The following is a 23,839-nucleotide window of genomic DNA, read 5'->3' as shown; positions in this document are numbered from 1 at the left end:
TTTCTTACTTAAAATACACTGTCTGGATATTTACAAATTCTCTAATACCAAATTTTGATAGTTCCCGGCCATAACCCGACTTTTTGGTGCCTCCAAAAGGTAAACGCGGATCACTTTTCACCAGCTCATTGACAAACACTGCCCCATCTTCTATTTTCGGAATAAGATTTTGAGCTTTTTCCCGGCTTTTCGTAAAAAGAGACACTCCCAGGCCAAATTGGGTCGAATTTATAAGTTTTACGGCTTCTTCATCAGATCTAAAAGTGGTAATCCCTATGGCCGGTCCAAAAGTTTCCTCTTTAAAAACCGGCATTTCAGGAGTCACATCTTTCAAAACAGTAGGTGCGTAAAATGCCTTTTTTCGCACCCCACCCGTGAGGATCTTCGCGCCCATTTCAACGGAATCATTTACCTGCTTTTCCAGGTCTTTCGCCAGGTCTTCCCTAGCCTGTACGCCAATAAAAGTATCTTCATCTATAGGATCTCCCGCTTTTAATTCCTTAACCTCTTTGAGGAACATTTCAGTGAACTTTTCAGCAATATTATTATGCAGCAAAAGGCGTTTTCCGGCTATACAGCTCTGTCCGGTGTTTTGAAACCTTGCCTGTACACAGGTTTTGACGGTTTCTTCCAAATTGGCATCATCAAAAACTACCAGGGCATTGCTCCCACCCAGTTCGAGCACCGATTTTTTTATTTCTTTTCCTGCTGTCGCCGCAACACTGCCTCCGGCACCTTCACTGCCTGTAAGGGTCACTGCTTTTACTCTTTTATCTTTCACCACTTCCTCCACTTTTTTACTTCCAATGGTGAGATTTTGGAAACAACCTTCAGGGAAGCCGGCTCTTATAAACACTTTTTCGATATTCTTCCCGCACATCATCACATTGCTAGCGTGTTTAAGCACCCCAACATTCCCCGCCATTAAAGCCGGAGCCGCGAACCTGAATACCTGCCAAAAAGGGTAATTCCACGGCATAATTGCCATAATCACTCCTAAAGGCGCATAATTGATGTAGCTTTTTTCGGCATCAGTTTCTATAGTTTCAGGAGCAAGTTGTGCTTCGGCATTTTCAGCATAATATTCGCACACCCAGGCGCACTTTTCTACTTCAGCAATAGCCTGTTTAATAGGTTTCCCCATTTCTTTGGTAATAGTTTCGGCATATTCCTGCTTATTTTTTTTAAGTTCTTCGGAAGCTTTCAGCATAAGCTTTGACCGAAATGAGAAAGATGTGGTTTTCCACTCCCGGAATACTGCCGTAGCTTTTTCCAGTGCTTTGTCGATATCTTCTGAAGTTGATTCTTTATGTTCTTGCAGGGTTTCCCCTGTATATGGGTTTTTTGAAAGGATCATAAAAATGGCTTTTTTTAAAGGTAAGAAGAACGTATCGCCAGAAGAAATTATTAAAAAGACTTTAACTGAAGCGCAATTGTTTACAACAGGTTTATAATTCACAAAGGCCGCCCGGGGAAGCAGGACTTACTTTCGCTATCTTTAAACAAAACCAAAGCGATGAAAGAACGTGATGAACTCCTTCTCCAACTAAGGCCACATATAGAATCGGCAGTCGTAAAAGCTTCAACCCTACCCGATGAGCAATTCCAAAACCTCACTTTGCGCCCGGTGATCTTACTGCAAAATGACCTGCTACTGGAAGCCTTCAGGAATTACGTACAAAAACACAAGAACGTGTTTTACGGCATGAGCATAGAAAAAAGACTGGCGTATATAGAAAATGCTGTTCAGAAGGACATGAAATTCCGAAACAGCTTAAAAGGAATGATTATAGGACAATTCACTATTAAAGAGTACAGCTACTACATTACCAATTCATCGGCACTTAACAAAAGGATGATGGATTTGGTGAAAAACAGGTTGCAAAGCAATATACAGCTGCTCGATAAACTGCCGGCGGTATAAGGGGATTCCGAATAAATTGTAATTATTAAACTTTTGCTAATTGTTCTTTTTTGAATATCACGTTGGCTAATTTTAAACAAAACGAGAAAAAAATGAGCATTAACAAAGAAGAATTATTTAATAAATGTCTGGACCAGGTCAATGATAAAATTGACCAGTATAATGAGAAAATGAACACCATTAGCGGCCAGAACGAGCAGCATAAATTTCATCCCGATTTTGACGAATACGGGAATAAAGGAGAGATGCTGACCGAATATGAGAAAAACGCAGTTTATCTTGACCGGGTGCGCAACATGAAAGAAACGCTGGCGAACCTGGACAGGGACCATCGCAGCGAAGTGGTTAGACCCGGTAGTGTGGTGGAAACCGAAAACAACTACTACTTTGTATCTGTCCCTCTTGGAGAGCTGGATATGGAAAGTGGCAGCAAAGTCTACGCAATCTCTACAGATTCCCCTATTTATAAGGAAATGGAAGGTAAAAAAGCAGGAGACTCCTTTAGCTTCAGAGACGGCGAAGTGAATATTGTAAAGGTGTGGTAAAACCTACTCCGGGTACTCTATCCTTAGATGGTAGATATTTTTAAGCTTGCGCTTCAGCACCTTTTTTACCTGCTGAATTTCCATAAAGGTAATATTTGAATTGAGGAACTGGCCATCTTCCATTTGTTTGTTGATGATCCTTTCTACAAACTCATCGATCATATTGGCCGTAGGTTCCTTAATACTTCTGCTTGCAGCTTCAACACTGTCGCACATCATAAGGATAGCAGTCTCTTTACTAAATGGCATTGGCCCGGGATACCTGTAATCGTCTTCATTCACGTGCTGATCATTTTCCATGGCTTTCTTTAAAAAATAATAGACCGTAGTGGTGCCGTGATGGGTTCGAATAAAGTCGATAACCCTGTCTGGAAGGTTCCTTTTTTTGGCAACCTCTATCCCATTAATAACGTGTTCAATGATAATCTCTGCACTTTCTTTAGGGGAAAGTTCATCATGAGAATTTACCGATGTAGTTTGGTTCTCTGTAAAATACGTTGGATTTCGCATTTTCCCAATGTCGTGATATAACGCTCCTACCCTCACCAGCATGGCATTTGCATTGATCTCATTTGCCGCTGCCTCTGCGAGATTAGCCACATTGAGCGAGTGATGAAAAGTACCCGGGGCTTTATCTGAAAGTTCTTTCAGTAATTTAGAATTGGTATCAGACAATTCGAGCAGCGACATATCCGAAATTAATCCGAAGATTTTTTCATAAGCATAGATCAACGGCTGCACAAAAAGCGTTGCCAAACCTCCCAGCAGGAACATGAGGAAAGTTTCGGGTTCTACTTCATAGATTGAACCTTCCTGAATTATGGTAAAGGCAAAATAAGAGACGATATACACGAGGGTAATTTGCCCTACTGTAATAAATAAATTAGCTCTTTTATAAAGTTCTGAAACCGTAAGAATCGTGACAATACCTGCAATTATTTGAAGGAACATGTATTCATAGCTATCCGGAACAATGAACCCCAGTAGCAATACAGTAATAACATGGGTAAACAAGCCAAGCCTTGAATCAAAGAAGCCTTTAATGGTAAGCGGCAGCACACATAAAGGCACCACGTAAACGTACGCTACATTAAACCTTATCACCAATACGGTGAGCAGCACCATGAGTGTGACATTAAAGAAAATGAAAGTCACTTTTATATTGTTCTGAAAGATGTCATAGCGATACTTTCGAATGAACAACATCAACATGAGCAAAGCGAGAAAGACAAGTAGCGTATACCCCACAATCACCCAGTTATAGTTAGCCTCACTCCACACCTGCGATTCATATTCGGCTTTAAGAGAATTGAGTACCTGCAGTTTATCTCCCTCTACCACTTCTCCTTTCGCAACAATGATTGTCCCCCGTTCAACATTCCCGCGGGTATATGAAATCTGGTTGTACCTGCTTTCAAGATCACTTTGCGTTAAGGCTTCATTATAGGTAACGTTAGATTTCACGCTGTCAAAAAACAACCCAATCAACTCCTCCCTATAATTTTGCAGCTGCGCCTTATCTATTTTCCTGTTGAGAAAGTCCCTCAACTGGTTCTGTTTTATAATGCTTTTATAGGTAACCTCGGTGACTTCATTCCCCTCCCGCAGGTAAACCAATTGATCTGGGCTTAGCGGAACAATCTCCTGCAACACCCCGGCATCATAGATCTCTTCAAAAGTATTCTGAATAAAATCCTGAAGTCGCATATTTTCTCTCCGGGTTAGGGTGTCCGGAAATATTCGGACAAACTGCTCATCCAGGCTAGCCTCAACCTGCGAGACAACTTCAGCATTGTAATCGTAGTAAGGAACATGAGTCTTGTTGATCTCCTCTTTTTCTGCAGCAAGTTCATCGGGGGCCTTTAAAATGGCAAAATCGAAAGGGGCATATAGGTTCTCGTACTGCCATGGCTTCCCTTTAGGGATCTCATATTTAAATTTTCCACCTTTTGGAAACATGTACACAATGATGAAGGTGGTAAGTAGAAATAAGAAAACTTTGTAAAAAAGATCCTGATTTTTATAAAGGCTGTTTATAAATGATTTCATTCCGGGCTATCTCTTATCAAAAGTACTAAAAAAAGCTGGCTGTAGAGAACCCGTTGGTTTCTTCCTTATAAAATGATTAAATTCGCAAAAAGTAAAATCTTAATCCGCTAAACCATGAATAAGGAAGTAGTCATAGTGAGCGCCGCACGAACTCCAATAGGTAGTTTTTTGGGTAGCTTATCAACAGTTCCCGCAACCAAACTGGGATCAATAGCCATTAAAGGAGCCCTGGAAAAGATCAACCTGAAACCTGAAATGGTAGACGAAGTCCTCATGGGAAATGTAGTACAGGCCGGGCTGGGGCAGGCACCTGCAAGACAGGCTGCTTTGGGCGCCGGCATTCCTTATTCTGTACCATGTACTACGGTAAATAAAGTTTGTGCCAGCGGTATGAAAGCAGTAATGCAGGGGGCACAATCTATAGCCCTGGGAGACGCTGATATCATTGTAGCCGGCGGAATGGAAAATATGAGCATGATCCCTCACTACCTTCACCTTAGAAATGGCCAGAAGTTTGGACCTGCTACTATGATTGACGGGTTGCAAAAAGACGGCCTTATGGATGCTTACAACCAGCTTGCTATGGGAGTTTGTGCCGATAATTGTGCCATTGAACATGAATTTACAAGAGAAGACCAGGATAAATTTGCTGCGCAATCTTATCAAAGATCTGCAAAAGCGTGGGAAGAAGGCAAGTTTGACAATGAAGTGGTACCTGTAGAAGTTCCCCAACGAAAAGGAGATCCGGTAATTGTGAAGGAGGATGAAGAATACAAGAATATAAAAATGGATAAACTTGCATCCTTACGCCCTGCTTTTTCTAAAGAAGGTACGGTTACAGCTGCAAACGCTTCTACTATAAACGATGGTGCCGGTGCTGTGGTTCTAATGAGCCGTGAGAAAGCCGAAGAACTGGGACTAAAGATCCTTGCCAGCATTAAAGGGTTCGCAGATGCCGCCCAGGACCCGGAGAAGTTCACCACTGCTCCCGCTATAGCTTTACCTAAAGCTCTTAAAAAAGCCAATATTCCTCAGGAAGAAGTTGACTTTTTTGAGTTCAATGAAGCCTTTTCTGTAGTAGGGTTGGCCAACATGAAAATATTGGGTTTAACCGATAAAAATACGAATGTTAATGGTGGTGCCGTTTCTTTAGGTCATCCCCTTGGTTGTTCTGGTGTGAGAATCATAATTACCCTGCTAAGTGTTCTGGAGCAAAACAATGCCAGAATAGGTGCTGCGGCCATTTGTAACGGGGGTGGTGGTGCTTCGGCAATAGTCATTGAACGTCCACAATAATTCAGGTTAGAAAGCACCTTTTTGATGCAATATGCCATTTGTATTTTAGGTACGGTTCCGCTAAGAGCAGAACCTGCACACACCGCCGAAATGGTTAGTCAGCTGCTATACGGGGAAACCTTTAAGGTTCTGGAAGAAAGAGGAAAATGGTCAAGAATACGCACTTCTTTTGAAGACCTCGAGGCCTGGATAGATAATAAACAACTGTTAAAGATCTCTCAACCCGATTTCGAAAAACTGGAAGCGGAAGAACTTCAACTTTCAGCAGACCTTATGGAGTTTGTAACAGGCGAAGGACAGCTTGTTCCAATTCCTATTGGCTCTGTTCTCAATGCGGTTACCCTCATGAAACATGAACATTCGGGTGCGGTCACTACAAAAGCACAACCAAAAGAAAAGCTGATAGAAACTGCCTTTTTATACCTCAATGCGCCCTTCCTGTGGGGTGGAAAAAGTCCTATGGGCATTGATGCCAGTGGTTTTACCCAAATGGTATACAAGCTTAACGGCTATAAACTTTCACGAAATGCAGCCCAACAGGCGAAGCAGGGAGAGTCTCTTAGTTTTATAGAAGAGAGTGAACCAGGTGACCTGGCTTTTTTCGACAGCCCCGACGGATCAATTAATCACGTGGGCATTATGATGAGAGACAACTACATTATACATGTAGACGGTAAGGTGCGGCTTGATCGTATAGACCATTCGGGGATCTATAATGCCGAATTACGCCGGCATACCCATAAGCTTAGAGTGATAAAAAAGATCATATAAAAAAAGCCCGTTCAAAAAATGAACGGGCTTTTTTGTCAAACAAATATTCTGTTTACTGCTTTGGAGCCGCTGCGCTTGAAGCTTCAAGCTCTGCGATCTTAGCTTTCATTTCTTCTGCTTTTTCAGTTTCATTTAACTGATAGTAGATATTCATAATCGTTCTGGCAGCTTCAATGTTATCGGCATCTCTGTCCATTACTTTTTGAAGGTATGGAAGGGCGTCTTTATAAATTTGCTGACGTTCTTCAGCAAGCTCATCATACTTCTTTTGATCTGCCTTACTCATACCAAGACTATTCATCTCTTCTACCAAAGGAGTTTCTTTAGAAAGAATTACAAAAGCAATGTTGATTCTGGCATTGTTCATTTCAGGATCAATTTCAAGAGCTTTTTTGTAATATTCTACAGCACGTTCTTTTTCTCCAAGTTCTGCTGAACTTACTCCCATATTGTAATATAGAGTGGCATCATTTGGATTTTGACTTACAACTTCTTCAAGAATTTCCCGGTATTTTGCCATGTCCCCCATTCTGTAGTACATGTCTGCTTCTGCCTGCATAAGGCTTGCATCATTAGGATTTGCCTGTTTGGCTCTTTCCATTGCCGCAACCGCCTTTTCATTGTCTCCTTTTTCAATGTAGATTAAGGCAATGTTCTTAGCGATCTCTCCTTCTTTAGATTCCTCTTTCTTATCCTGAGGATTGATGTAATTACCAGATTTTACAAAAAGGTCTCTCTGCTCTTTGGAAGCCATTCTCTCTTCTTCGCCGGTTTCTTTGTTTACTGCGGTATAGATAGTTTCTTCTCCTGTAAAACCAAGATCCTGAAGCTCCTTATAATATCTTAAAGCTTCATCGTAATCTTGTGCATTTACAGCATTAGATGCTGCATAATAAAGATACACGGTGTCACGATTACTCATTCTAAAACTCGCTTCCAGTTTTTTGGAGGCATCTGAAAAATTTTGAGAATTTTGGTCTGTAATAGCTGCATTTACCAGGGCATTACTTACTGCAGCCATTCCCTGCTCTGCCTCATCATGACCAAGTTCCTTAGCTTTTTTCATTGCTTCAGAAGCTGCCATTAAGTCGGCAGTAGCCACATTTTCTCCGTTTCCTACCAATGCATATCCTCTGTAAAGGTAGAAATCAGCTTTTTCATCCTCGTCAGCGCTAGCTAACTGTGCTTCTGCCTGCTGAAGGTAATTCTTAGCTTCCTGATATTCTCCTTTCTCAACCGCTTTACCGGCTCGCTTGATTTCCTTCTTTTGGGCAAATGATACGACAGTAAACATAGCGAATGCTGCCGTTAAAATTCTGGTTTTCATCTTTTTTGGTTTTGATTTAAAATTATTCCTCACTGTCATTCGCAATAGTTGTGCCATCCTGATTTTGATCAGTCGCTTCGGGGGTTGCGTCACCAGCTACATCCTCAACATCTTCTTCTTCATTGATCACTTTAGCCACTGCAGCAATAGAGTCATTATTTTTAAGGTTAATTAACCTAACACCCTGGGTTGCACGTCCCATTACCCGTAGATTTGAAACAGATGTTCTAATAGCAAGTCCAGATTTATTGATGATCATAAGGTCATCAAGATCTGTAACACTTTTAATAGCCACAAGACTACCTGTCTTAGAGGTTATAGAAATGGTTTTAACACCTTTACCTCCACGGTTTGTAATTCTATAAGTTGGTTCTCCATCTTCAGGATCATCTATATAAGTACGTTTTCCGTAACCGTTTTCAGAAACAACCAGTACAGTTTCTTCCATCGGGTTCTCTATAGTGATCATACCTACCACCTCATCGTTATCATCGGCAAGGGTTATACCTCTTACTCCAGAAGCATTCCTACCCATAGGTCGGGTTTTACTCTCGTCGAACCTAATGGCTTTTCCGCTCCTTAAAGCCAGCATCACCTGACTTTCTCCTGTAGTTAGTCTTGCCTCAAGAAGTTCATCGCCCTCGCGAATGGTAATTGCATTAATACCATTTGTTCGGGGTCTTGAATACTGTTCAAGAGAAGTTTTCTTCACCTGCCCTTTCTTGGTAGCCATCATCACATAATGGCTATTGATGTACTGTTCGTCTTTTAAGTCTTTAGTACAAATAAATGCTTTAAGCTTATCATCGGGTTCAAGGTTGATCAAATTCTGAATCGCTCTACCCTTTGAAGTTTTACTTCCTTCAGGAATCTCAAACACCCTCATCCAGAAACACTTACCTTTTTCAGTAAAGAACAACATATACTGGTGGTTAGTACCAATAAACAGGTTCTCAAGGAAGTCTTCAGTTCTTGTTGTAGAACCCTTTTGTCCTACTCCTCCTCTGTTTTGGGTTTTATATTCTGTAAGAGAAGTCCTTTTAATATAGCCTGCGTGAGAAATAGTTATCACTACCTGCTCATCTGGAATCATATCTTCCATGCTAAGGTCTCCACCGGCATACTCAATAACAGAGCGTCTTTCATCTCCGTATTTTTCCTTGACCTCAAGCATTTCATCTTTTATCACCTGCATCCTTCGTTCCTTACGGGCAAGAATATCTTTAAGATCTTCAATGGTCTTCATGATCTCTTCATACTCAGCACGAAGTTTATCTTGCTCAAGACCTGTAAGCTGTCTTAAACGCATCTCAACAATAGCCTTAGCCTGTATCTCGGTTAGTTCGAAGCGCTCAATTAACTTAGTACGAGCTTCATCAGCATTACTCGAAGCTCTTATCAAGGCAATAACCTCGTCAATATTGTCTGAAGCAATAATCAAACCTTCAAGAATATGTGCCCGCTCTTCAGCTTTTCTTAGCTCATACTCTGTTCTGCGTACCACAACTTCATGACGATGCTCCACAAAATGATAGATCATATCCTTCAAATTCAACATTTGAGGACGCCCGTTTACCAGTGCAATGTTATTCACACTAAAGGAACTTTGAAGTGCGGTGTGCTTATAAAGTAAGTTTAGAACAATATTGGGGATAGCATCTCTTTTTAATATATAGACGATGCGCATCCCATTTCGGTCTGACTCATCTCTAATTAAAGAAATACCTTCTATTTTCTTTTCATTAACCAGTTCGGCGGTTTTTTTGATCATTTCAGCCTTATTGACCTGGTAAGGGATCTCAGTCACAATAATAGCCTCTTTGCCTGCAACTTCTTCAGTATAAGCTTTGGCTCTAATAACAACCCTGCCACGCCCTGTTTTAAAGGCTTCACGAACACCGTCATAGCCATAAATGGTTCCGCCTGTAGGAAAATCGGGAGCCTTTACGTGCTCAATCAGTTCGTTTATTTCAATGTCATTATTCTCAATATAGGCTGTTACACCGTCAACAACTTCTGAAAGGTTGTGAGGCGGCATATTTGTCGCCATACCAACAGCAATACCACTGGCACCGTTCACAAGGAGATTGGGAATACGTGTAGGTAAAACTGTAGGCTCGTGGATAGTATCATCAAAGTTAAGCTGCATATCAACAGTTTCCTTGTCAATATCGGCCAACATATCTTCACTTATTTTACGCATCCTGGCTTCGGTATAACGCATGGCAGCCGGGCTATCGCCATCAACTGAACCAAAGTTACCCTGGCCGTCAACTAACATATAACGCAAACTCCACTCCTGGGCCATACGCACCATAGTGTCGTAAACAGAAGAATCCCCATGCGGGTGAAACTTACCAAGTACTTCCCCTACAATTCTTGCAGATTTTTTGTGAGCCCTGTTGGATAGTACCCCCAGTTCATACATTCCATATAATACCCGGCGATGCACCGGTTTCAAACCGTCACGCACGTCTGGCAGTGCACGTGACACAATGACCGACATTGAATAATCAATGTAGGCCGACTTCATTTCATCTTCAATATTGATAGGAATTAACTTTTCTCCTTCAGCCATAAATATCTGTTATTTTGGTTCAAAAATCTAACGTGCCAATTTACGCATTTTGCCCCACCCGGGCGCACTATTCATTGAGGTTTTCTTGTATTTTATTAACAAATTTTTAGTTGTGCTTGGTTAATAAGTTCATTACATTCTGCTTTGTTTTATTGAAGCAAATTCGTCAATTAGCTTTACTTCATAAAAAACGAACAAAAAGAATCGGGTACGGTTTTTGAAACCTGAATAAATATAATCAAGAGAGAAAGGAATTAACATGGATGATAATTTTTCACCAAGAGTAAAAGATGTGATTGCCTACAGCAAGGAAGAAGCCCTAAGGCTTGGTCATGACTTTATAGGCACAGAGCATTTAATGCTGGGTCTTCTAAGGGACGGTGATGGTAAAGCCATTAATATACTTAACGCCCTGGATGTTGACCTCACTCATTTAAGAAGAAAAGTAGAGATTCTTAGCCCGGCTAACCCCGATGTAGCTGTAGAGTCTAACGAGAAGAGAAACCTTCATTTAACCCGCCAGGCAGAAAGAGCCCTTAAAACCACATTTTTGGAAGCCAAGCTTTTTCAAAGCACTTCCATTAATACAGCTCACCTGCTGTTGTGCATTTTGAGAAACGAAAACGATCCTACTACAAAGCTCCTCAACAAGCTGAAAGTAGATTATGACGGAGTTAAAGATCAGTTCAAATATATGATCACCAATGATGATGATTATATGGACGCTCCTACTGCCGAATCATTTTCAGATGAAGACGCAACTTCAGACGACGCCGGAAAGAGCAACCCTTTTGCCGGTACACCCGGTAAATCAACAAAGAAATCCAAAACTCCCGTTTTAGATAACTTCGGAAGGGATCTCACTGCACTTGCAGAGCTTGATAAACTTGATCCTGTTGTAGGCCGCGAGAAAGAAATTGAACGCGTTTCACAGATCTTGAGCCGAAGAAAAAAGAACAACCCGCTTCTTATTGGAGAACCCGGAGTAGGAAAATCGGCCATTGCTGAAGGTCTTGCCCTTAGAATTGTAAAGAGGAAGGTATCAAGGATCCTTTTTGATAAGCGTGTTGTAACACTTGACCTTGCCAGTTTAGTGGCAGGCACCAAGTACCGCGGCCAGTTTGAGGAAAGGATGAAAGCTGTAATGAACGAGCTGGAGAAGAATGACGATATTATTCTTTTCATTGATGAGATCCATACCATTGTAGGTGCCGGTGGCGCTACAGGAAGTCTCGATGCCAGCAACATGTTCAAACCAGCATTAGCAAGAGGTGAAATTCAATGTATTGGTGCTACTACTCTCGATGAGTACAGGCAGTATATTGAAAAAGATGGTGCTTTAGAACGTCGTTTCCAAAAAGTGATCGTAGAACCTACTACTATTGAAGAAACTATTGAGATCCTTAACAACATCAAGGATAAATACGAAGAACACCATAATGTTACCTATACCGATGAAGCTATTGAAGCTTGCGTAAAGCTAACAAGCAGGTACATGACCGACAGGTTTTTACCAGATAAAGCTATAGATGCGCTAGATGAAGCAGGCTCTCGTGTTCACATCACCAACATTGATGTGCCAAAACAGATCCTTGAACTTGAGCGCAAGCTTGAAGAAGTAAGGGAACTTAAAAATACAGTCGTAAAAAAGCAGAAATACGAAGAAGCTGCAAAATTACGCGATGATGAGAAAAACATAGAGAAAGATCTTGCCCAGGCCCAGGCACGTTGGGAAGAAGAATCTAAACTGCACAGGGAAACCGTAACAGAAGATAATGTTGCCGATGTAGTATCTATGATGACAGGCGTACCGGTAAACAGGATCGCCCAAACCGAGATCAACAAACTATATAAGTTACCCGAATTAATTAAAGGAAAGGTTATTGGCCAGGATGATGCGGTTGGAAAAGTGGTGAAAGCCATACAGCGTAACCGTGCAGGTCTTAAAGACCCTAACAAACCAATTGGTTCATTTATATTCCTTGGTCAAACAGGGGTAGGTAAAACTCAGTTGGCGAAGATACTTTCGCGTGAGCTGTTCGACAATGAAGATGCGCTGATACGTATCGACATGAGTGAGTACATGGAAAAATTTGCGGTGAGCAGGTTAATTGGTGCACCTCCGGGATATGTAGGATACGAAGAAGGCGGACAGCTTACTGAAAAAGTGAGACGTAAACCTTATGCAGTGATCCTGCTAGACGAGGTGGAAAAAGCTCACCCCGATGTTTTCAACATGTTGCTACAGGTTCTTGATGACGGATATTTAACTGACAGTTTAGGTCGTAAGATCGACTTTAGGAATACCATTATCATCATGACCTCTAACATTGGAGCAAGAAAACTGAAGGATTTTGGTCAGGGAGTCGGATTTGGCACCTCGGCGAAGAAATCTCAGGTAGACGAGAACGCCCGTAGTGTGATTGAAAGTGCACTGAAAAAAGCCTTTGCGCCCGAGTTTCTTAACCGTGTTGATGACGTAGTGATCTTCAATCCTCTTGAGCAGGAAGATATCCACAAGATCATCGATATTGAGCTCGAAAAACTCTTCGGAAGAATTGGAGCTTTAGGTTACAATCTTGAGTTAAGTCCAAAAGCCAAAGACTATATTGCTGAAAAAGGTTTTGATAAGCAATATGGGGCAAGGCCGTTGAATAGAGCTATTCAGAAGTACATTGAAGACGCATTAGCCGAGGAAATAATCACCTCGCACATCTCTGAAGGAGATAAGGTCTTTATGGATCTGGATGAAGAGAAAAATGAATTGACGATCAAGGTCGAAAAGACCAAAAAAGAGAAGAATTCCGAAGATTCTAAATAGAATTGAATGAATTATTTTGAATAGCCTGTGATCCACATCACAGGCTATTTTTATTTACTGTGTCTTGACTTTAGAACTTCAATGACATCATTGAGCTTGTAGCCTTTGGCCTGCAGTAAGATCAAATAATGGAACAAGAGATCGGCACTTTCATTAAGAAACAGGTCATCATTATCATCTTTTGCCTCAATCACAACTTCCACAGCCTCCTCTCCAACTTTCTGGGCGATTTTGTTTATGCCGCTTCTGAACAATGAAGCCACATAGCTCTTATCATTTGCAGGATTTGATCGTCGGTCTGAGATGACTTCTTCCAGGGTATCCAAAAATGTCATTTCTGAAGTATTTTTTTCACCCCAACAGGTATCGGTTCCTTTATGACAGGTGGGACCTTGAGGATGAACAGAAACCAACAGCGTATCGTTGTCGCAGTCCACTTTTATATCTACTAAACGAAGAAAATTACCACTTTCTTCCCCTTTGGTCCAGAGTCTCTGCTTACTTCTGCTGAAAAATGTCACTTTCCCGCTCTCTTTGGTTTTCTCCAAAGCTTCCTCATTCATGTACCCAAGCATAAGTACATTTTTCGTTTGTGCATCCTGAATAATCGCAGGAACTAAACCGTCTTTATCTTTTGAAAAATCTATTTTCATTTATTTTAATTTTTATAGTTGTGGTGGGTTGTCAGGTTCTTCTGCAGACCTCACAGGTTTAAAAAACCTGTGAGGTCTAATTACTAAACATCACATTCTAACTTCAATCCCTTTTTCCTTCATTTTCTGTTTTAAATCCCTGATTTCAATCTCCTTGAAATGAAAAACACTTGCCGCCAAAGCAGCATCGGCTTTGCCTTTGGTAAAAGCATCACAAAAATGCTCTTTATCCCCTGCCCCACCTGAAGCAATTACCGGAATACTCACCATATCAGAGATCTTTGCAAGGGCTTCATTGGCAAATCCTGCCTTGGTACCGTCATGATCCATAGAAGTAAAAAGGATCTCTCCTGCTCCCCGCTCTTCAACCTCCTTTACCCAGTCAAAAAGGTCAATTTCTGTCGGGACTTTTCCACCTACCAGATGTACCAGCCATTTGCCCTGTACCTGCCTGGCATCTATAGCCACAACAATACACTGCCTGCCGAATTTTGCTGCCAGTTCATTGATAAGTTCAGGATTTTTTACTGCGGCAGAATTTATAGATACTTTATCGGCTCCATTTTGCAGCAGCACATCCACATCTTCTACTGAAGATATTCCGCCGCCAACAGTGAACGGAATATTAACGGTAGCAGCCACTTTTCTAACCAGTTCTGCAAGAGTCTTTCTTTTTTCTTCAGTTGCTGAAATATCCAGGAACACAAGCTCATCTGCGCCCGACTTTGAATAAATTTCAGCAAGCTCCACCGGATCTCCAGCATCTCGTAAACTCACAAAATTTACTCCCTTAACGGTCCTTCCATCTTTGATATCCAGGCAGGGAATTATTCTTTTTGTCAACATTTTTATAGTATTGAGTAATTAGAATTGAGTACTGAGTTGAACTCGTGACTCTATTTTTATAATTTTATTCTATCGGCACATTATCCTCTTCACATTTCAAATTTGAAGCCTGGAATTTGAAGCCTGGAATTTGGTGCTTGGAATTTGGAATTTTATCCAATGAATTCTTCCAGTTGCTTTAGACTGATTTTATTTTCATAGATCGCCTTTCCTAAAATAGCACCTTCACACCCAATTTCCTGCAGCTTTGGAAGATCATCAAATTCAGCTATTCCTCCCGAAGCGATCAATTTCACGTCCTGAATTTCACCCAGAATTTTTCGATACAATTCAAAAGAAGGCCCCTGTAACATTCCATCTTTGGCAATGTCGGTACAGATCACATATTGCACTCCATTTTCAGAATACTTCTGAATAAATGGCAGCAAATCTTCTTTCGAGTCTTCCAGCCAACCACTCACGGCCACTTTTTCGTCCTTTGCATCTGCCCCTAAAATGATCTTTTCGCTTCCGTACTTTTCCAACCAGGACAAAAATGTCTCGCGATCCTTTACGGCTATACTTCCACCAGTGATTTGAGAAGCTCCACTATTGAAGGCAATCTCAAGATCTTTATCCGATTTTAATCCGCCGCCAAAGTCGATCTGAAGCTCAGTTCCTGAAGCAATTTGCTCAAGAACTTTATAATTCACGATATGTTTCGATTTGGCACCATCTAAATCTACTAGGTGCAGATATTGAATCCCGTGATCCTGGAACTGCTTCGCCACCTCCAACGGATTCTCATTATAAATCTTTTTTGAATTGTAATCACCCTGTGAAAGCCTTACGCATTTCCCGTCAATGATGTCTATGGCAGGTATTATTTTCATAGTAGTTAGTATTTAGTAGTGAGTATTGAGAACAAACCTGTGTCACCTCGAGCGCCCGCCTGCTGGCCGGCCGGGAGTCGAGAGGCCCTCATCTTCAAATTTTTAAAAAGTTCTTCAGAATTTTCTCTCCTGCTTCGCTACTTTTTTCCGGGTGAAACTGTACTCCGTAAAAGTTATTTTTTTGTAGTGCAGAAGAATAATTCACTCCGTAGTCGCATTTGGCAATAGTTTCAGAACAAACGGGAGCGTAGAAGCTGTGCACCAGATAAACGAACTCCTGTTCTGCTATCCCCTCAAAAATATCACTTTTGAGCTCCTTTATCCGGTTCCAGCCTATGTGCGGCACCTTCAGGGTTTTCTCGAAGTGGATCACATCCACATCAAAAATCCCCAGACCCTCCGTATCACCTTCTTCAGACCAGTTGCACATTAACTGCATTCCCAGGCAAATACCCAGTACCGGTTGTTTTAGCTGCGGAATTAATGTATCCAATCCAGTACTTTTCAGCTTTTTCATGGCTGAACTCGCCTCTCCCACTCCCGGAAAAATGACCTTATCTGCCGACTTAATTTCTTCAGCATCGCTGCTCAACACTCCGGTGTAACCGAGTCTTTCCAAAGCAAACTTTATACTCTGAATATTACCAGCGCCGTAGTCAATGATCACAATTTTTTCTGAAGCCTTACTTTTCTCAATACTCATATCTAAAATCTCAATTCTAATTAAAGCATTCCCTTTGTTGACGGCAGGATCATTTTATCGGGATCTCTTTTTACCGCTACCTTAATTGCTTTGGCAAAAGCCTTAAAAATAGCTTCTATTTTGTGGTGTTCATTAGTGCCCTCAGCTTTGATGTTTAGGTTTGCCTTTGCTCCATCGGTAAAGGATTTGAAAAAATGGTAGAACATTTCTGTGGGCATGGCCCCTATCATTTCTCTTTTAAATTCAGTTTCCCAAACCAGCCAGTTTCTTCCGCCAAAGTCAATCGCAACCTGCGCCAGGCAGTCATCCATGGGCAGTGCAAAACCATAGCGTTCTATTCCCAGCTTGTTACCTAAAGCCTTCGAAAAGACCTCACCCAATGCAATCGCCGTGTCTTCTATGGTGTGGTGCTCATCTACCTCAAGATCACCTTTTACAGTAATTTCCAGATCCATTTGCCCATGTCGCGAAATCTGGTCGAGCATGTGATCAAAGAATTTGATTCCGGTATCTATGTTGCTTTGTCCGGTACCGTCGAGGTTCAGATTGATAAAAATATCGGTTTCATTGGTTTTCCTGCTGATGGAAGCAGTGCGAGCCTCCAGTTTTAAAAACTCATAAATGGCCCTCCATGAATTCGTTTCTAACCGGATATCTTTTTGAAGCTCTTCCTTTTTAACTGAAATTTCTCCGCTCCCCAATTCTTCATGACCTGTTATAAAAATCCCTTTTGCACCCAGGTTTTTTGCCAGTTCCATATCTGTAAGGCGATCTCCAAGAACAAATGAGTTTTTTAGATCGTATTTTTCAGTATCAAAATAGGCCTTTAAAAGTCCGGTACCGGGTTTTCTTGTCGGCGCTTTATCTTCAGGAAAAGTGCGATCAATCACTATTTCTGAAAATTTCACACCTTCATTCTCAAAAGCCTTCAGAATAAAATTTTGAACCGGCCAAAAAGTATCTTCAGGAAAGGAATCTGTACCCAAACCATCCTGATTCGTCACCATTACCAGTTCATAATCCAGCTCTTTTGCTATTTTTGACAGGTATTGAAATGCTTCGGGATAAAACTCCAGCTTGGCATAATTGTCCAATTGAAAATCATTGGGTTCTAAAACAATAGTACCGTCGCGGTCTATAAATAATACTTTTTTCATGCTTCAAGTTGCGTTAATTTCTTAATTAATTCCCTGTTTTCTTCAGGCGTTCCCACCGTAAACCTCAGGGTGTTCTCACATAGTTCCTGGTTGCTTCGGTTGCGCACCACCACCCCGGCTTTGAGCAACTGCTCATATTTCCCGGCAGCATCATCTACTCTGGCCAGTAAAAAATTAGCATCTGACGGAAAAATGTCCTTCACAAATGCCATTTTTGAGAGGTTAGTACGCAGCGACTCTCTCTCCTGAAGAATCGCCTCAACCTCCCGGCTCACCTCTTCGGGCCTGGACAATCGATCGTGTGCTCGTTTTTGAGTAAGCTCGTTCACATTATAAGGCGGCTTAATTTTATTTAGTATTCCTATAATTTCTTCGGAAGCATAGCAGATCCCCAACCTTATTCCGGCAAGCCCATAAGCTTTGGATAATGTTTGCGTGATCACCAGGTTCGGAAATTCTTCTAACCGCTGAAGCCAACTTTTTTCGGCTGAAAAATCTATATAAGCTTCATCAATGACCACCAATCCATTAAAATTTTTGAGGATCTTTTCTACGGAAGCTTCCGAAAATGAATTGCCGGTGGGATTGTTCGGAGAGCAAAGGAAAATAAGCTTCGTCTGCCCATCCACTCTTTCAAGAATAGTTTCAACATTGGGCTGAAAGTCGGTTTTAAGAACCACCTCCCTGTCTTCAACTTCATTCAGGCCTGCCAAAACTTTATACATTCCGTAAGTTGGTGGCAGGGTGATCACATTATCTACCTGGGGCTGGCAAAAGGTTCTGAAAATAAGATCCAGCACTTCATCGCTTCCATTCCCTAACAAAATTTTATTCCCAGAAACACCTTTTTGAGAGGCAAGCAGCTGCTTCAGCTTTCCCTGCTGCGGATCGGGATAACGGTTTACGCCATTCTCAAAAGGATTTTCATTGGCATCCAAAAATGTCATTTTTCGGCCGTCAGTTTTGTACTCGTCCCTTGCCGAAGAATAAGGTTTCATTTTCAGGACATTTGCCCGCACCAAACTGTTGAGATCAAAACTATTACTCATTACCCGAAGCTTTTAATTTCTTTAACCTTAGAGTCACAGCATTTTTGTGCGCCTGTAAACCTTCAGCCTCTGCCATTAATTCGATGGAAGGCCCAATCTTCTGGATTCCTTCCGAAGAGATCTTCTGAAAAGTAATGGCTTTGGTGAAACTGTCCAGATTTACACCACTGTACTGTTTCGCATATCCATTGGTTGGAAGCGTGTGATTTGTGCCCGAAGCATAATCTCCGGCACTTTCGGGCGTATAGTTTCCAATAAATACAGAACCTGCATTATTTATACCTTCCACAAATAAATCGGGATTTGAGGTGCAGATAATCAAATGTTCGGGAGCATACTCATCAATAAGTTCGAGTGCTTTCTCTTCAGAATTCATATAAATAAACCTGGAGTGTGCTATTGCTGCCTGTGCAGTCTCCTTCCGCGGAAGTTCTTCGAGCTGCTTTTCAATTTCAGAAGCTACCTCTTCCAGAAGTGCTTTTGAAAGAGATACAAGCACCACCTGACTATCGGTTCCGTGTTCGGCCTGTGAGAGTAAATCGGAAGCTACAAAAGCTGCATCGGCAGACGCATCGGCTACCACAAGTAATTCCGAAGGGCCGGCAGGCATATCTATCGCCACATTATACTTGGTAGCCATTTGTTTAGCGACGGTAACATACTGGTTTCCCGGGCCAAAGATCTTGTAGACCTTATCAATACTCTGTGTGCCAAAGGTCATGGCTGCAACAGCCTGAATTCCTCCCACTTTATAAATCTTCTTTATCCCGCAAAGTTGTGCGGTGTAAAGGATCGCGGGGTTCACAGAACCATCTTTTGCAGGCGGCGTACAAAGAACCACCTCTTTACAGCCTGCAATTTGCGCAGGTACGGCAAGCATCAATATCGTAGAAAACAAAGGCGCTGTACCACCCGGAATATACAAGCCCACTTTCTGGATAGGCCGTTTCTCCTGCCAGCACGCTACCCCCGAAACCGTTTCAACTGAAACAGGTGATGTTTTCTGAGCGGCATGAAACTTCCGGATATTTTCTTTGGCCAGATCTATAGCGGCTTTAAGTTCTTCGGAAACTGCAGCTGATGCTTTCTTTATTTCTTCAGAAGTAACTTCAAAAGCATCAGATTTATACCCGTCAAAAAGTTCGGAATAATTTTTAACGGCTGCGTCACCTCCGGCTTTTACTTCCCTGAAAATCTGTTCGACAATTTGTTCAATATCTGCGACAGTTTTGGTTGGTCGCTCGAGTATTGCTTCCCATTCCTGTCTTTGCGGATTAAAAAATTTCTTCATTATTTCAGATTTAGAGTACCATTTTTTCGATGGGTGCAACAAGAATTCCCTCGGCACCATTTTGCTTTAGCTCATCTATCACTTCCCAGAACCTTTCTTCTGAAATTACTGTGTGCAGTGAACTCCAGCCCTCTTCGGCTAAAGGCAGTACCGTAGGACTTCTCATTCCCGGAAGCAATTTAACTACAGCGTCAAGTTTGCTATTTGGAACGTTCATAAGAATATACTTCGAACTACGGGCGCGTAAAACAGCTTTGATCCTGAACTGCAACTTTTCAAGAACCTCTTTTCTTTCTGAAGAAATTTCGGGCGAAACTGCCAAAACTGCTTCACTTTTCAGCATTACTTCTACTTCCTTCAAGTTGTTCTTAAAGAGCGTGCTCCCACTGGAAACAATATCACAAATAGCATCGGCCAGGCCAATATTTGGTGCAATCTCTACCGAGCCATTAATAATGTGAAGATCGGCTGTAACTCCCTTTTTTGAGAGGTAATCTCTTACCGTGTTAGGATATGAAGTTGCGATCCTGGCGCCCTGTAGATCTTCTACACCCGAATATTTAGCCGATTTAGGTACGGCAAGGGAAACCCGGCATTTTGAGAAACCAAGTTTTTCGGCCACTATAATATCTTCCCCTTTTTCAACAAGTACATTCTCGCCAATAATGGCAGCGTCAACCACCCCATCCCGTAGATATTGCGGAATGTCTCCATTGCGTAAATAAAACACTTCGAGAGGAAAGTTGCCTGAAGTTGCCTTGAGTTGTTCTCTCCCGTTATCAATAGAAATTCCGGCGTCTTTTAAGAGCTTAAGGGAATCATCGTGTAATCTACCCGACTTTTGTACTGCAATTCTAATTCTGTTCATTTTAGTTGATTTTATGTTCAGGCAGACCAAGGGGAATAAAAAAACCCGTTTGAGCTGCTCAAACGGGTTTTTGAAATATGGATTATACACATATCAATCTCACCTCGCAAGAGCGAATGAATGAGAATGATGATGATGTAGTTGTTGTGCTTTCATTGTGTGATACAAAAATATATTTTTATTTCAATTTCAGGAAGCAATTCTTTAAAAAATTTAGTTATCTCCTAAAATCAATGGCATACCGTCGTCTCCCGAACCAATCACCACTACTTTTGCATTAGGCGATTTAGCCAGTTCTACAGTAGCCTGAATACCTTTTTCACGCAATACTAACGGAGTTAAAGATGCATTAAGAATCTCGTTGGCACGAGCCTTACCTTCGGCATCAATACGCTGTCTTTCGGCTTCCTGCTCGGCTTTTGTCAGACGGAACTCATACTCAAGAGATTCCTGTTCCTGGCGTAGCTTTCGCTCAATTGCCTCTTTAATAGTGGCAGGCAGAGAAACATCACGCACTAATACTTCGTTTACCTGCACATATTGGTCCTTAAGTAGTTTTTGAGTTTCTTCAAAAATTTCCTGTTGTATGGCTTCTCTCTTACTGGCGTAAAGCTGCTCCGGATTATATCTACCCACTACAGCCCGTGCTGCAGATCGCACCGCAGGTTGCAATACCCTTTGAACGTAAGCTTCACCCCGTTCTTTATGCAACAATCCAAGATCTTCATAATCTGGCTCAAACCAAATTGAGGCATCCAGTTTTATTTCGAGACCATTTGAAGAAAGTACCTGCATTTTTTCATCAAGAGATTGTTGACGCACCTCATAAACAAAAACCTTGTTCCAGGGTGCTACAAAGTGAAAACCTTCACCAAGCGGGGGTTCATCTGTCACCACACCACCACCAAAAGTCTGGTAAAGCACTCCTGCTTCTCCCGAATTTATAGTGATTGTAGATTTAGCAATTAGAATAACTAAGATAATTCCTGCAAAGAGAATTGGCAGGCCAATTTTGGGCAATCTGTCCATAACTAATAAATAATAAGAATTTATATAAGGCCGTAATATTTTCTTAAGAACCACTCAGCACCAAGGGCTAAAACAATGATTCCCAGTAAATATTTCCAGTCAATCAAAGATACGTTCTTTTCACGGCTTTTCTGGACTGTAGCGTAAGAATCGTTGGATAATAAATCGTTCTTGAGCTGCTGAAATTCCTGCAGAAAATAAACCTGCCCTCCTCTTTGATCTGCAATTTGCTGAAGCCCCTCTATATTCGCTCTTCCAAATTGCTTTTCTACATCAAAATCGAGTATCCTAAAACTGCCCGACTGTGATAAACCTTCACCTGCCGCACTTACCCTGAAGTTGTAATCTCCGGCTGGCAGGCTGCTCAAATCTACTTTGTAAGAGCTACCATTGAGCAATAAGGGAATTTGCCGCTGTTCTCCTGTTTCCGAATTTTCTACCTGAATTTCAAGCCTTGCCCGCCGGTCAAAAATGTAACTTTGATCAAAATAATCTGCTGCAATAATGACTTCTTCGGTGCCACTATAAAGCGGTTCATATTGAACCAGTAACCTGTCCTGCCTGCCTTTTGAAGCGAGGAACTGCACTAATTTTCCAATGAGGTCATCAAATTCCTCAAACGATCCGGTTTCTCTAAAAACCACACTCCGCCAGCGCCAAATATCTGCCCCAAACAAAAATGCAACTTTTGAATCTCCTGCTGTGGTCACCCCCATCAAAGGTGTACCGGTATTCACCCCCTGTACTTCCCTGCCAAGTAAGACGTCCAGATTTTCGGGAGCTTTAAAATCTCCGAAGCTTCCTTCAAGTGGCGGAAAATCAGAAAACCCGATATCTTCTGTCTGAAAAGCTTTAAAATTTTCATTCCAAACCGGGAAAAATTCTTCGGACTGGTTTGTAAGCTCCTGCTTAAAAATATCCTGCTGCCGATTAAGAAAATTCCAATCGGTTTTTGGTCCTGTTATGAGAAAATAATTCTGATTTTGTTCCTGAAGTCCGTCCATCAAAGACTTAAACCTGGAATCGGGTTGATACAGTATTACAAGCTGATAACTTTTGGTATCTGTAACCTGATTTATGGATTGAAGCTCTACTTCCCTTTGCTGATTAGCTTCTATAGCATTTTGAAGTGCTCCAAGATCAGGATGTAAAACGGAATAGGCAATAAGCACTTTTGTACGCTCATCAATGACTTCTACCGCAAATTCGCGGGTATTGTTGAGCAGGTTCTTTTCGGTATCAAGTTTTTCGAGGCGCACCAGGTAATTATGAACTCCCACTGCCCCTGCGGGAAGTTCAACCCTTATTACTTCGGAATTATTTTGGGAAGAAAATGAAAGCTGCTCTGAATGCACCACTGAATTCCCTTCTAAAATCTCCAGCTTTGTTTCTACGGAAGAATTCCCGGAATAATTCAGCATGATCTCCACCGGAAAACGATTGTTCAAAAAGGCATATTTATTAACGTTGATCCTGGAGATATTTAAATCCTGATATTTCACAGTATCTCCCACCACTACCGGAAGTACCGGTTGCCGATAACGTTCAGCAGCAAAGGTAAATTCTTCCCCTATGGTCTGGTTTCCGTCTGTAATAAGCACTGTTGGTGCCACCTGATCTTCGTAGAGGGAAGCAAGACGGTTAAAAACGGCAGGAAGGTTTGTTTGAGGAGCTTCAAAATTCAGGGAATCATGCTGTTCAAGATCTTTTCCGAAGGAAAATATCTTTATATCAAAATTTTCCTTCAACTGCTGGTCCTGACGGATGGCTTCAGCAAAATTTATCACTTCTTCTCCTGCTCCAAATTCCTCAATAGACGAAGAATTGTCTACAGCCAGCACTAAAGCTGGTTTTTGGGTATAATACCGGGTACTGCTAATTTTGGGATTGATAAGTAATACCAGAAGGGCGAATATTGCCAAAAAACGTAAGGTGGCAAAAATGGCATTTTTAGAACCCCGCCTTTTTGTTTTATAAAAATACTGGAACAACGCCACTATCAAAGCAAGCACAAAAGAGAGGAAAATAAGTAAAAATGTTGAAACCGGCATTTAATAGTT

The 23,839-nt window shown here is 41.6% G+C and carries 19 protein-coding genes; 5 read left to right on the top strand and 14 right to left on the bottom strand.

Annotated elements, in window-relative coordinates; all coding sequences use genetic code 11:
• Positions 1-4 precede the first annotated feature (4 nt).
• Entirely contained in the window at positions 5-1,357 is a 1,353-nt protein-coding gene (locus tag OQ279_RS04230; RefSeq protein WP_266068572.1) for an NAD-dependent succinate-semialdehyde dehydrogenase, read from the bottom strand.
• A gap of 159 nt (positions 1,358-1,516) precedes the next feature.
• Here OQ279_RS04230 and OQ279_RS04225 point away from each other — a divergent pair, with 159 nt between their 5' ends.
• Positions 1,517-1,924, top strand: coding sequence for a glyoxalase (locus tag OQ279_RS04225; protein WP_266068571.1), 408 nt, complete (start codon positions 1,517-1,519; stop codon positions 1,922-1,924).
• 92 nt (positions 1,925-2,016) lie between these two features.
• Complete coding sequence (locus OQ279_RS04220) at positions 2,017-2,469, top strand: transcription elongation factor (protein WP_266068570.1); 453 nt, start codon at positions 2,017-2,019, stop codon at positions 2,467-2,469.
• 3 nt (positions 2,470-2,472) lie between these two features.
• Here OQ279_RS04220 and OQ279_RS04215 read toward each other — a convergent pair whose 3' ends face one another.
• Entirely contained in the window at positions 2,473-4,518 is a 2,046-nt protein-coding gene (locus OQ279_RS04215) for an HD family phosphohydrolase (protein ID WP_266068569.1), read from the bottom strand.
• Between the two features lie 114 nt (positions 4,519-4,632).
• Between OQ279_RS04215 and OQ279_RS04210 the strand changes: the two genes are divergently transcribed.
• Both OQ279_RS04210 and OQ279_RS04205 read left to right on the top strand, forming a co-directional pair.
• On the top strand, positions 4,633-5,814 hold the full coding sequence (locus OQ279_RS04210; RefSeq protein WP_266068568.1) for an acetyl-CoA C-acyltransferase: 1,182 nt from the start codon (positions 4,633-4,635) through the stop codon (positions 5,812-5,814).
• A 24-nt stretch (positions 5,815-5,838) separates the two neighbouring features.
• Entirely contained in the window at positions 5,839-6,585 is a 747-nt protein-coding gene (locus tag OQ279_RS04205) for a C40 family peptidase (protein WP_266068567.1), read from the top strand.
• 52 nt (positions 6,586-6,637) lie between these two features.
• On the opposite strand, the gene OQ279_RS04200 is transcribed toward OQ279_RS04205, so the two are convergent.
• On the bottom strand, positions 6,638-7,912 hold the full coding sequence (locus tag OQ279_RS04200) for a tetratricopeptide repeat protein (RefSeq protein WP_266068566.1): 1,275 nt from the start codon (positions 7,910-7,912) through the stop codon (positions 6,638-6,640).
• A gap of 22 nt (positions 7,913-7,934) precedes the next feature.
• On the bottom strand, positions 7,935-10,490 hold the full coding sequence (gene gyrA, locus OQ279_RS04195; RefSeq protein ID WP_266068565.1) for a DNA gyrase subunit A: 2,556 nt from the start codon (positions 10,488-10,490) through the stop codon (positions 7,935-7,937).
• A 259-nt stretch (positions 10,491-10,749) separates the two neighbouring features.
• Here gyrA and OQ279_RS04190 point away from each other — a divergent pair, with 259 nt between their 5' ends.
• Positions 10,750-13,311, top strand: coding sequence for an ATP-dependent Clp protease ATP-binding subunit (locus tag OQ279_RS04190; protein WP_266068564.1), 2,562 nt, complete (start codon positions 10,750-10,752; stop codon positions 13,309-13,311).
• A gap of 50 nt (positions 13,312-13,361) precedes the next feature.
• Here the strand turns inward: OQ279_RS04190 and hisIE are convergent, their stop codons facing one another.
• The 10 genes from hisIE to OQ279_RS04140 all read right to left on the bottom strand — a co-directional run bounded on the left by hisIE (position 13,362) and on the right by OQ279_RS04140 (position 23,830).
• Positions 13,362-13,964 carry a bifunctional phosphoribosyl-AMP cyclohydrolase/phosphoribosyl-ATP diphosphatase HisIE gene (gene hisIE, locus OQ279_RS04185; protein ID WP_266068563.1) on the bottom strand — a complete coding sequence of 201 codons (603 nt, stop codon included), beginning with the start codon at positions 13,962-13,964 and terminating at the stop codon, positions 13,362-13,364.
• A 90-nt stretch (positions 13,965-14,054) separates the two neighbouring features.
• Positions 14,055-14,810 (bottom strand): imidazole glycerol phosphate synthase subunit HisF, encoded by a 756-nt coding sequence (gene hisF, locus OQ279_RS04180; protein ID WP_266068562.1) that lies wholly within the window; start codon positions 14,808-14,810, stop codon positions 14,055-14,057.
• Positions 14,811-14,962: 152 nt separating this feature from the next.
• Positions 14,963-15,682 carry a 1-(5-phosphoribosyl)-5-[(5-phosphoribosylamino)methylideneamino]imidazole-4-carboxamide isomerase gene (hisA, locus tag OQ279_RS04175; protein WP_266068561.1) on the bottom strand — a complete coding sequence of 240 codons (720 nt, stop codon included), beginning with the start codon at positions 15,680-15,682 and terminating at the stop codon, positions 14,963-14,965.
• 94 nt (positions 15,683-15,776) lie between these two features.
• Positions 15,777-16,385, bottom strand: coding sequence for an imidazole glycerol phosphate synthase subunit HisH (hisH, locus tag OQ279_RS04170; protein WP_266068560.1), 609 nt, complete (start codon positions 16,383-16,385; stop codon positions 15,777-15,779).
• A gap of 20 nt (positions 16,386-16,405) precedes the next feature.
• Positions 16,406-17,542 (bottom strand): bifunctional histidinol-phosphatase/imidazoleglycerol-phosphate dehydratase HisB, encoded by a 1,137-nt coding sequence (gene hisB / locus OQ279_RS04165; RefSeq protein WP_266068559.1) that lies wholly within the window; start codon positions 17,540-17,542, stop codon positions 16,406-16,408.
• The gene (gene hisC / locus OQ279_RS04160) at positions 17,539-18,591 is read right to left on the bottom strand and encodes a histidinol-phosphate transaminase (RefSeq protein WP_266068558.1); all 1,053 of its coding nucleotides are present in this window, start codon (positions 18,589-18,591) and stop codon (positions 17,539-17,541) included. The genes hisB and hisC overlap by 4 nt, the downstream gene beginning before the upstream one ends.
• Positions 18,584-19,882: a histidinol dehydrogenase gene (hisD, locus tag OQ279_RS04155; RefSeq protein ID WP_266068557.1), complete on the bottom strand. Its 1,299-nt coding sequence runs from the start codon at positions 19,880-19,882 to the stop codon at positions 18,584-18,586. Before hisD ends, hisC begins: the two co-directional genes overlap by 8 nt.
• 10 nt (positions 19,883-19,892) lie before the next feature.
• A complete protein-coding gene (hisG, locus tag OQ279_RS04150; RefSeq protein WP_266068556.1) occupies positions 19,893-20,750 on the bottom strand; it encodes an ATP phosphoribosyltransferase in 858 nt (285 codons plus the stop codon).
• A gap of 213 nt (positions 20,751-20,963) precedes the next feature.
• Positions 20,964-21,779, bottom strand: coding sequence for a prohibitin family protein (locus tag OQ279_RS04145; RefSeq protein WP_266068555.1), 816 nt, complete (start codon positions 21,777-21,779; stop codon positions 20,964-20,966).
• Between the two features lie 20 nt (positions 21,780-21,799).
• Complete coding sequence (locus tag OQ279_RS04140) at positions 21,800-23,830, bottom strand: VWA domain-containing protein (RefSeq protein ID WP_266068554.1); 2,031 nt, start codon at positions 23,828-23,830, stop codon at positions 21,800-21,802.
• Between the last annotated feature and the right edge of the window lie 9 nt (positions 23,831-23,839).

The sequence above is a fragment of the Salinimicrobium profundisediminis genome (assembly GCF_026241755.1).
Classification (GTDB): domain Bacteria; phylum Bacteroidota; class Bacteroidia; order Flavobacteriales; family Flavobacteriaceae; genus Salinimicrobium; species Salinimicrobium profundisediminis.
Note: the sequence above shows the minus strand (reverse complement) of the source record. Positions and strands in the feature narration are given on the sequence as shown.

Coding starts and splice junctions, on each gene's coding strand:
- hisH (WP_266068560.1), bottom strand. CDS start 16,385: ATGAGTATTGAGAAAAGTAAGGCTTCAGAAAAAATTGTGATCATTGAC.
- OQ279_RS04230 (WP_266068572.1), bottom strand. CDS start 1,357: ATGATCCTTTCAAAAAACCCATATACAGGGGAAACCCTGCAAGAACAT.
- OQ279_RS04145 (WP_266068555.1), bottom strand. CDS start 21,779: ATGGACAGATTGCCCAAAATTGGCCTGCCAATTCTCTTTGCAGGAATT.
- hisC (WP_266068558.1), bottom strand. CDS start 18,591: ATGAGTAATAGTTTTGATCTCAACAGTTTGGTGCGGGCAAATGTCCTG.
- OQ279_RS04200 (WP_266068566.1), bottom strand. CDS start 7,912: ATGAAAACCAGAATTTTAACGGCAGCATTCGCTATGTTTACTGTCGTA.
- OQ279_RS04215 (WP_266068569.1), bottom strand. CDS start 4,518: ATGAAATCATTTATAAACAGCCTTTATAAAAATCAGGATCTTTTTTAC.
- OQ279_RS04220 (WP_266068570.1), top strand. CDS start 2,017: ATGAGCATTAACAAAGAAGAATTATTTAATAAATGTCTGGACCAGGTC.
- OQ279_RS04140 (WP_266068554.1), bottom strand. CDS start 23,830: ATGCCGGTTTCAACATTTTTACTTATTTTCCTCTCTTTTGTGCTTGCT.
- hisA (WP_266068561.1), bottom strand. CDS start 15,682: ATGAAAATAATACCTGCCATAGACATCATTGACGGGAAATGCGTAAGG.
- OQ279_RS04190 (WP_266068564.1), top strand. CDS start 10,750: ATGGATGATAATTTTTCACCAAGAGTAAAAGATGTGATTGCCTACAGC.
- OQ279_RS04225 (WP_266068571.1), top strand. CDS start 1,517: ATGAAAGAACGTGATGAACTCCTTCTCCAACTAAGGCCACATATAGAA.
- OQ279_RS04210 (WP_266068568.1), top strand. CDS start 4,633: ATGAATAAGGAAGTAGTCATAGTGAGCGCCGCACGAACTCCAATAGGT.
- hisD (WP_266068557.1), bottom strand. CDS start 19,882: ATGAAGAAATTTTTTAATCCGCAAAGACAGGAATGGGAAGCAATACTC.
- hisF (WP_266068562.1), bottom strand. CDS start 14,810: ATGTTGACAAAAAGAATAATTCCCTGCCTGGATATCAAAGATGGAAGG.
- hisG (WP_266068556.1), bottom strand. CDS start 20,750: ATGAACAGAATTAGAATTGCAGTACAAAAGTCGGGTAGATTACACGAT.
- gyrA (WP_266068565.1), bottom strand. CDS start 10,490: ATGGCTGAAGGAGAAAAGTTAATTCCTATCAATATTGAAGATGAAATG.
- hisIE (WP_266068563.1), bottom strand. CDS start 13,964: ATGAAAATAGATTTTTCAAAAGATAAAGACGGTTTAGTTCCTGCGATT.
- hisB (WP_266068559.1), bottom strand. CDS start 17,542: ATGAAAAAAGTATTATTTATAGACCGCGACGGTACTATTGTTTTAGAA.
- OQ279_RS04205 (WP_266068567.1), top strand. CDS start 5,839: ATGCAATATGCCATTTGTATTTTAGGTACGGTTCCGCTAAGAGCAGAA.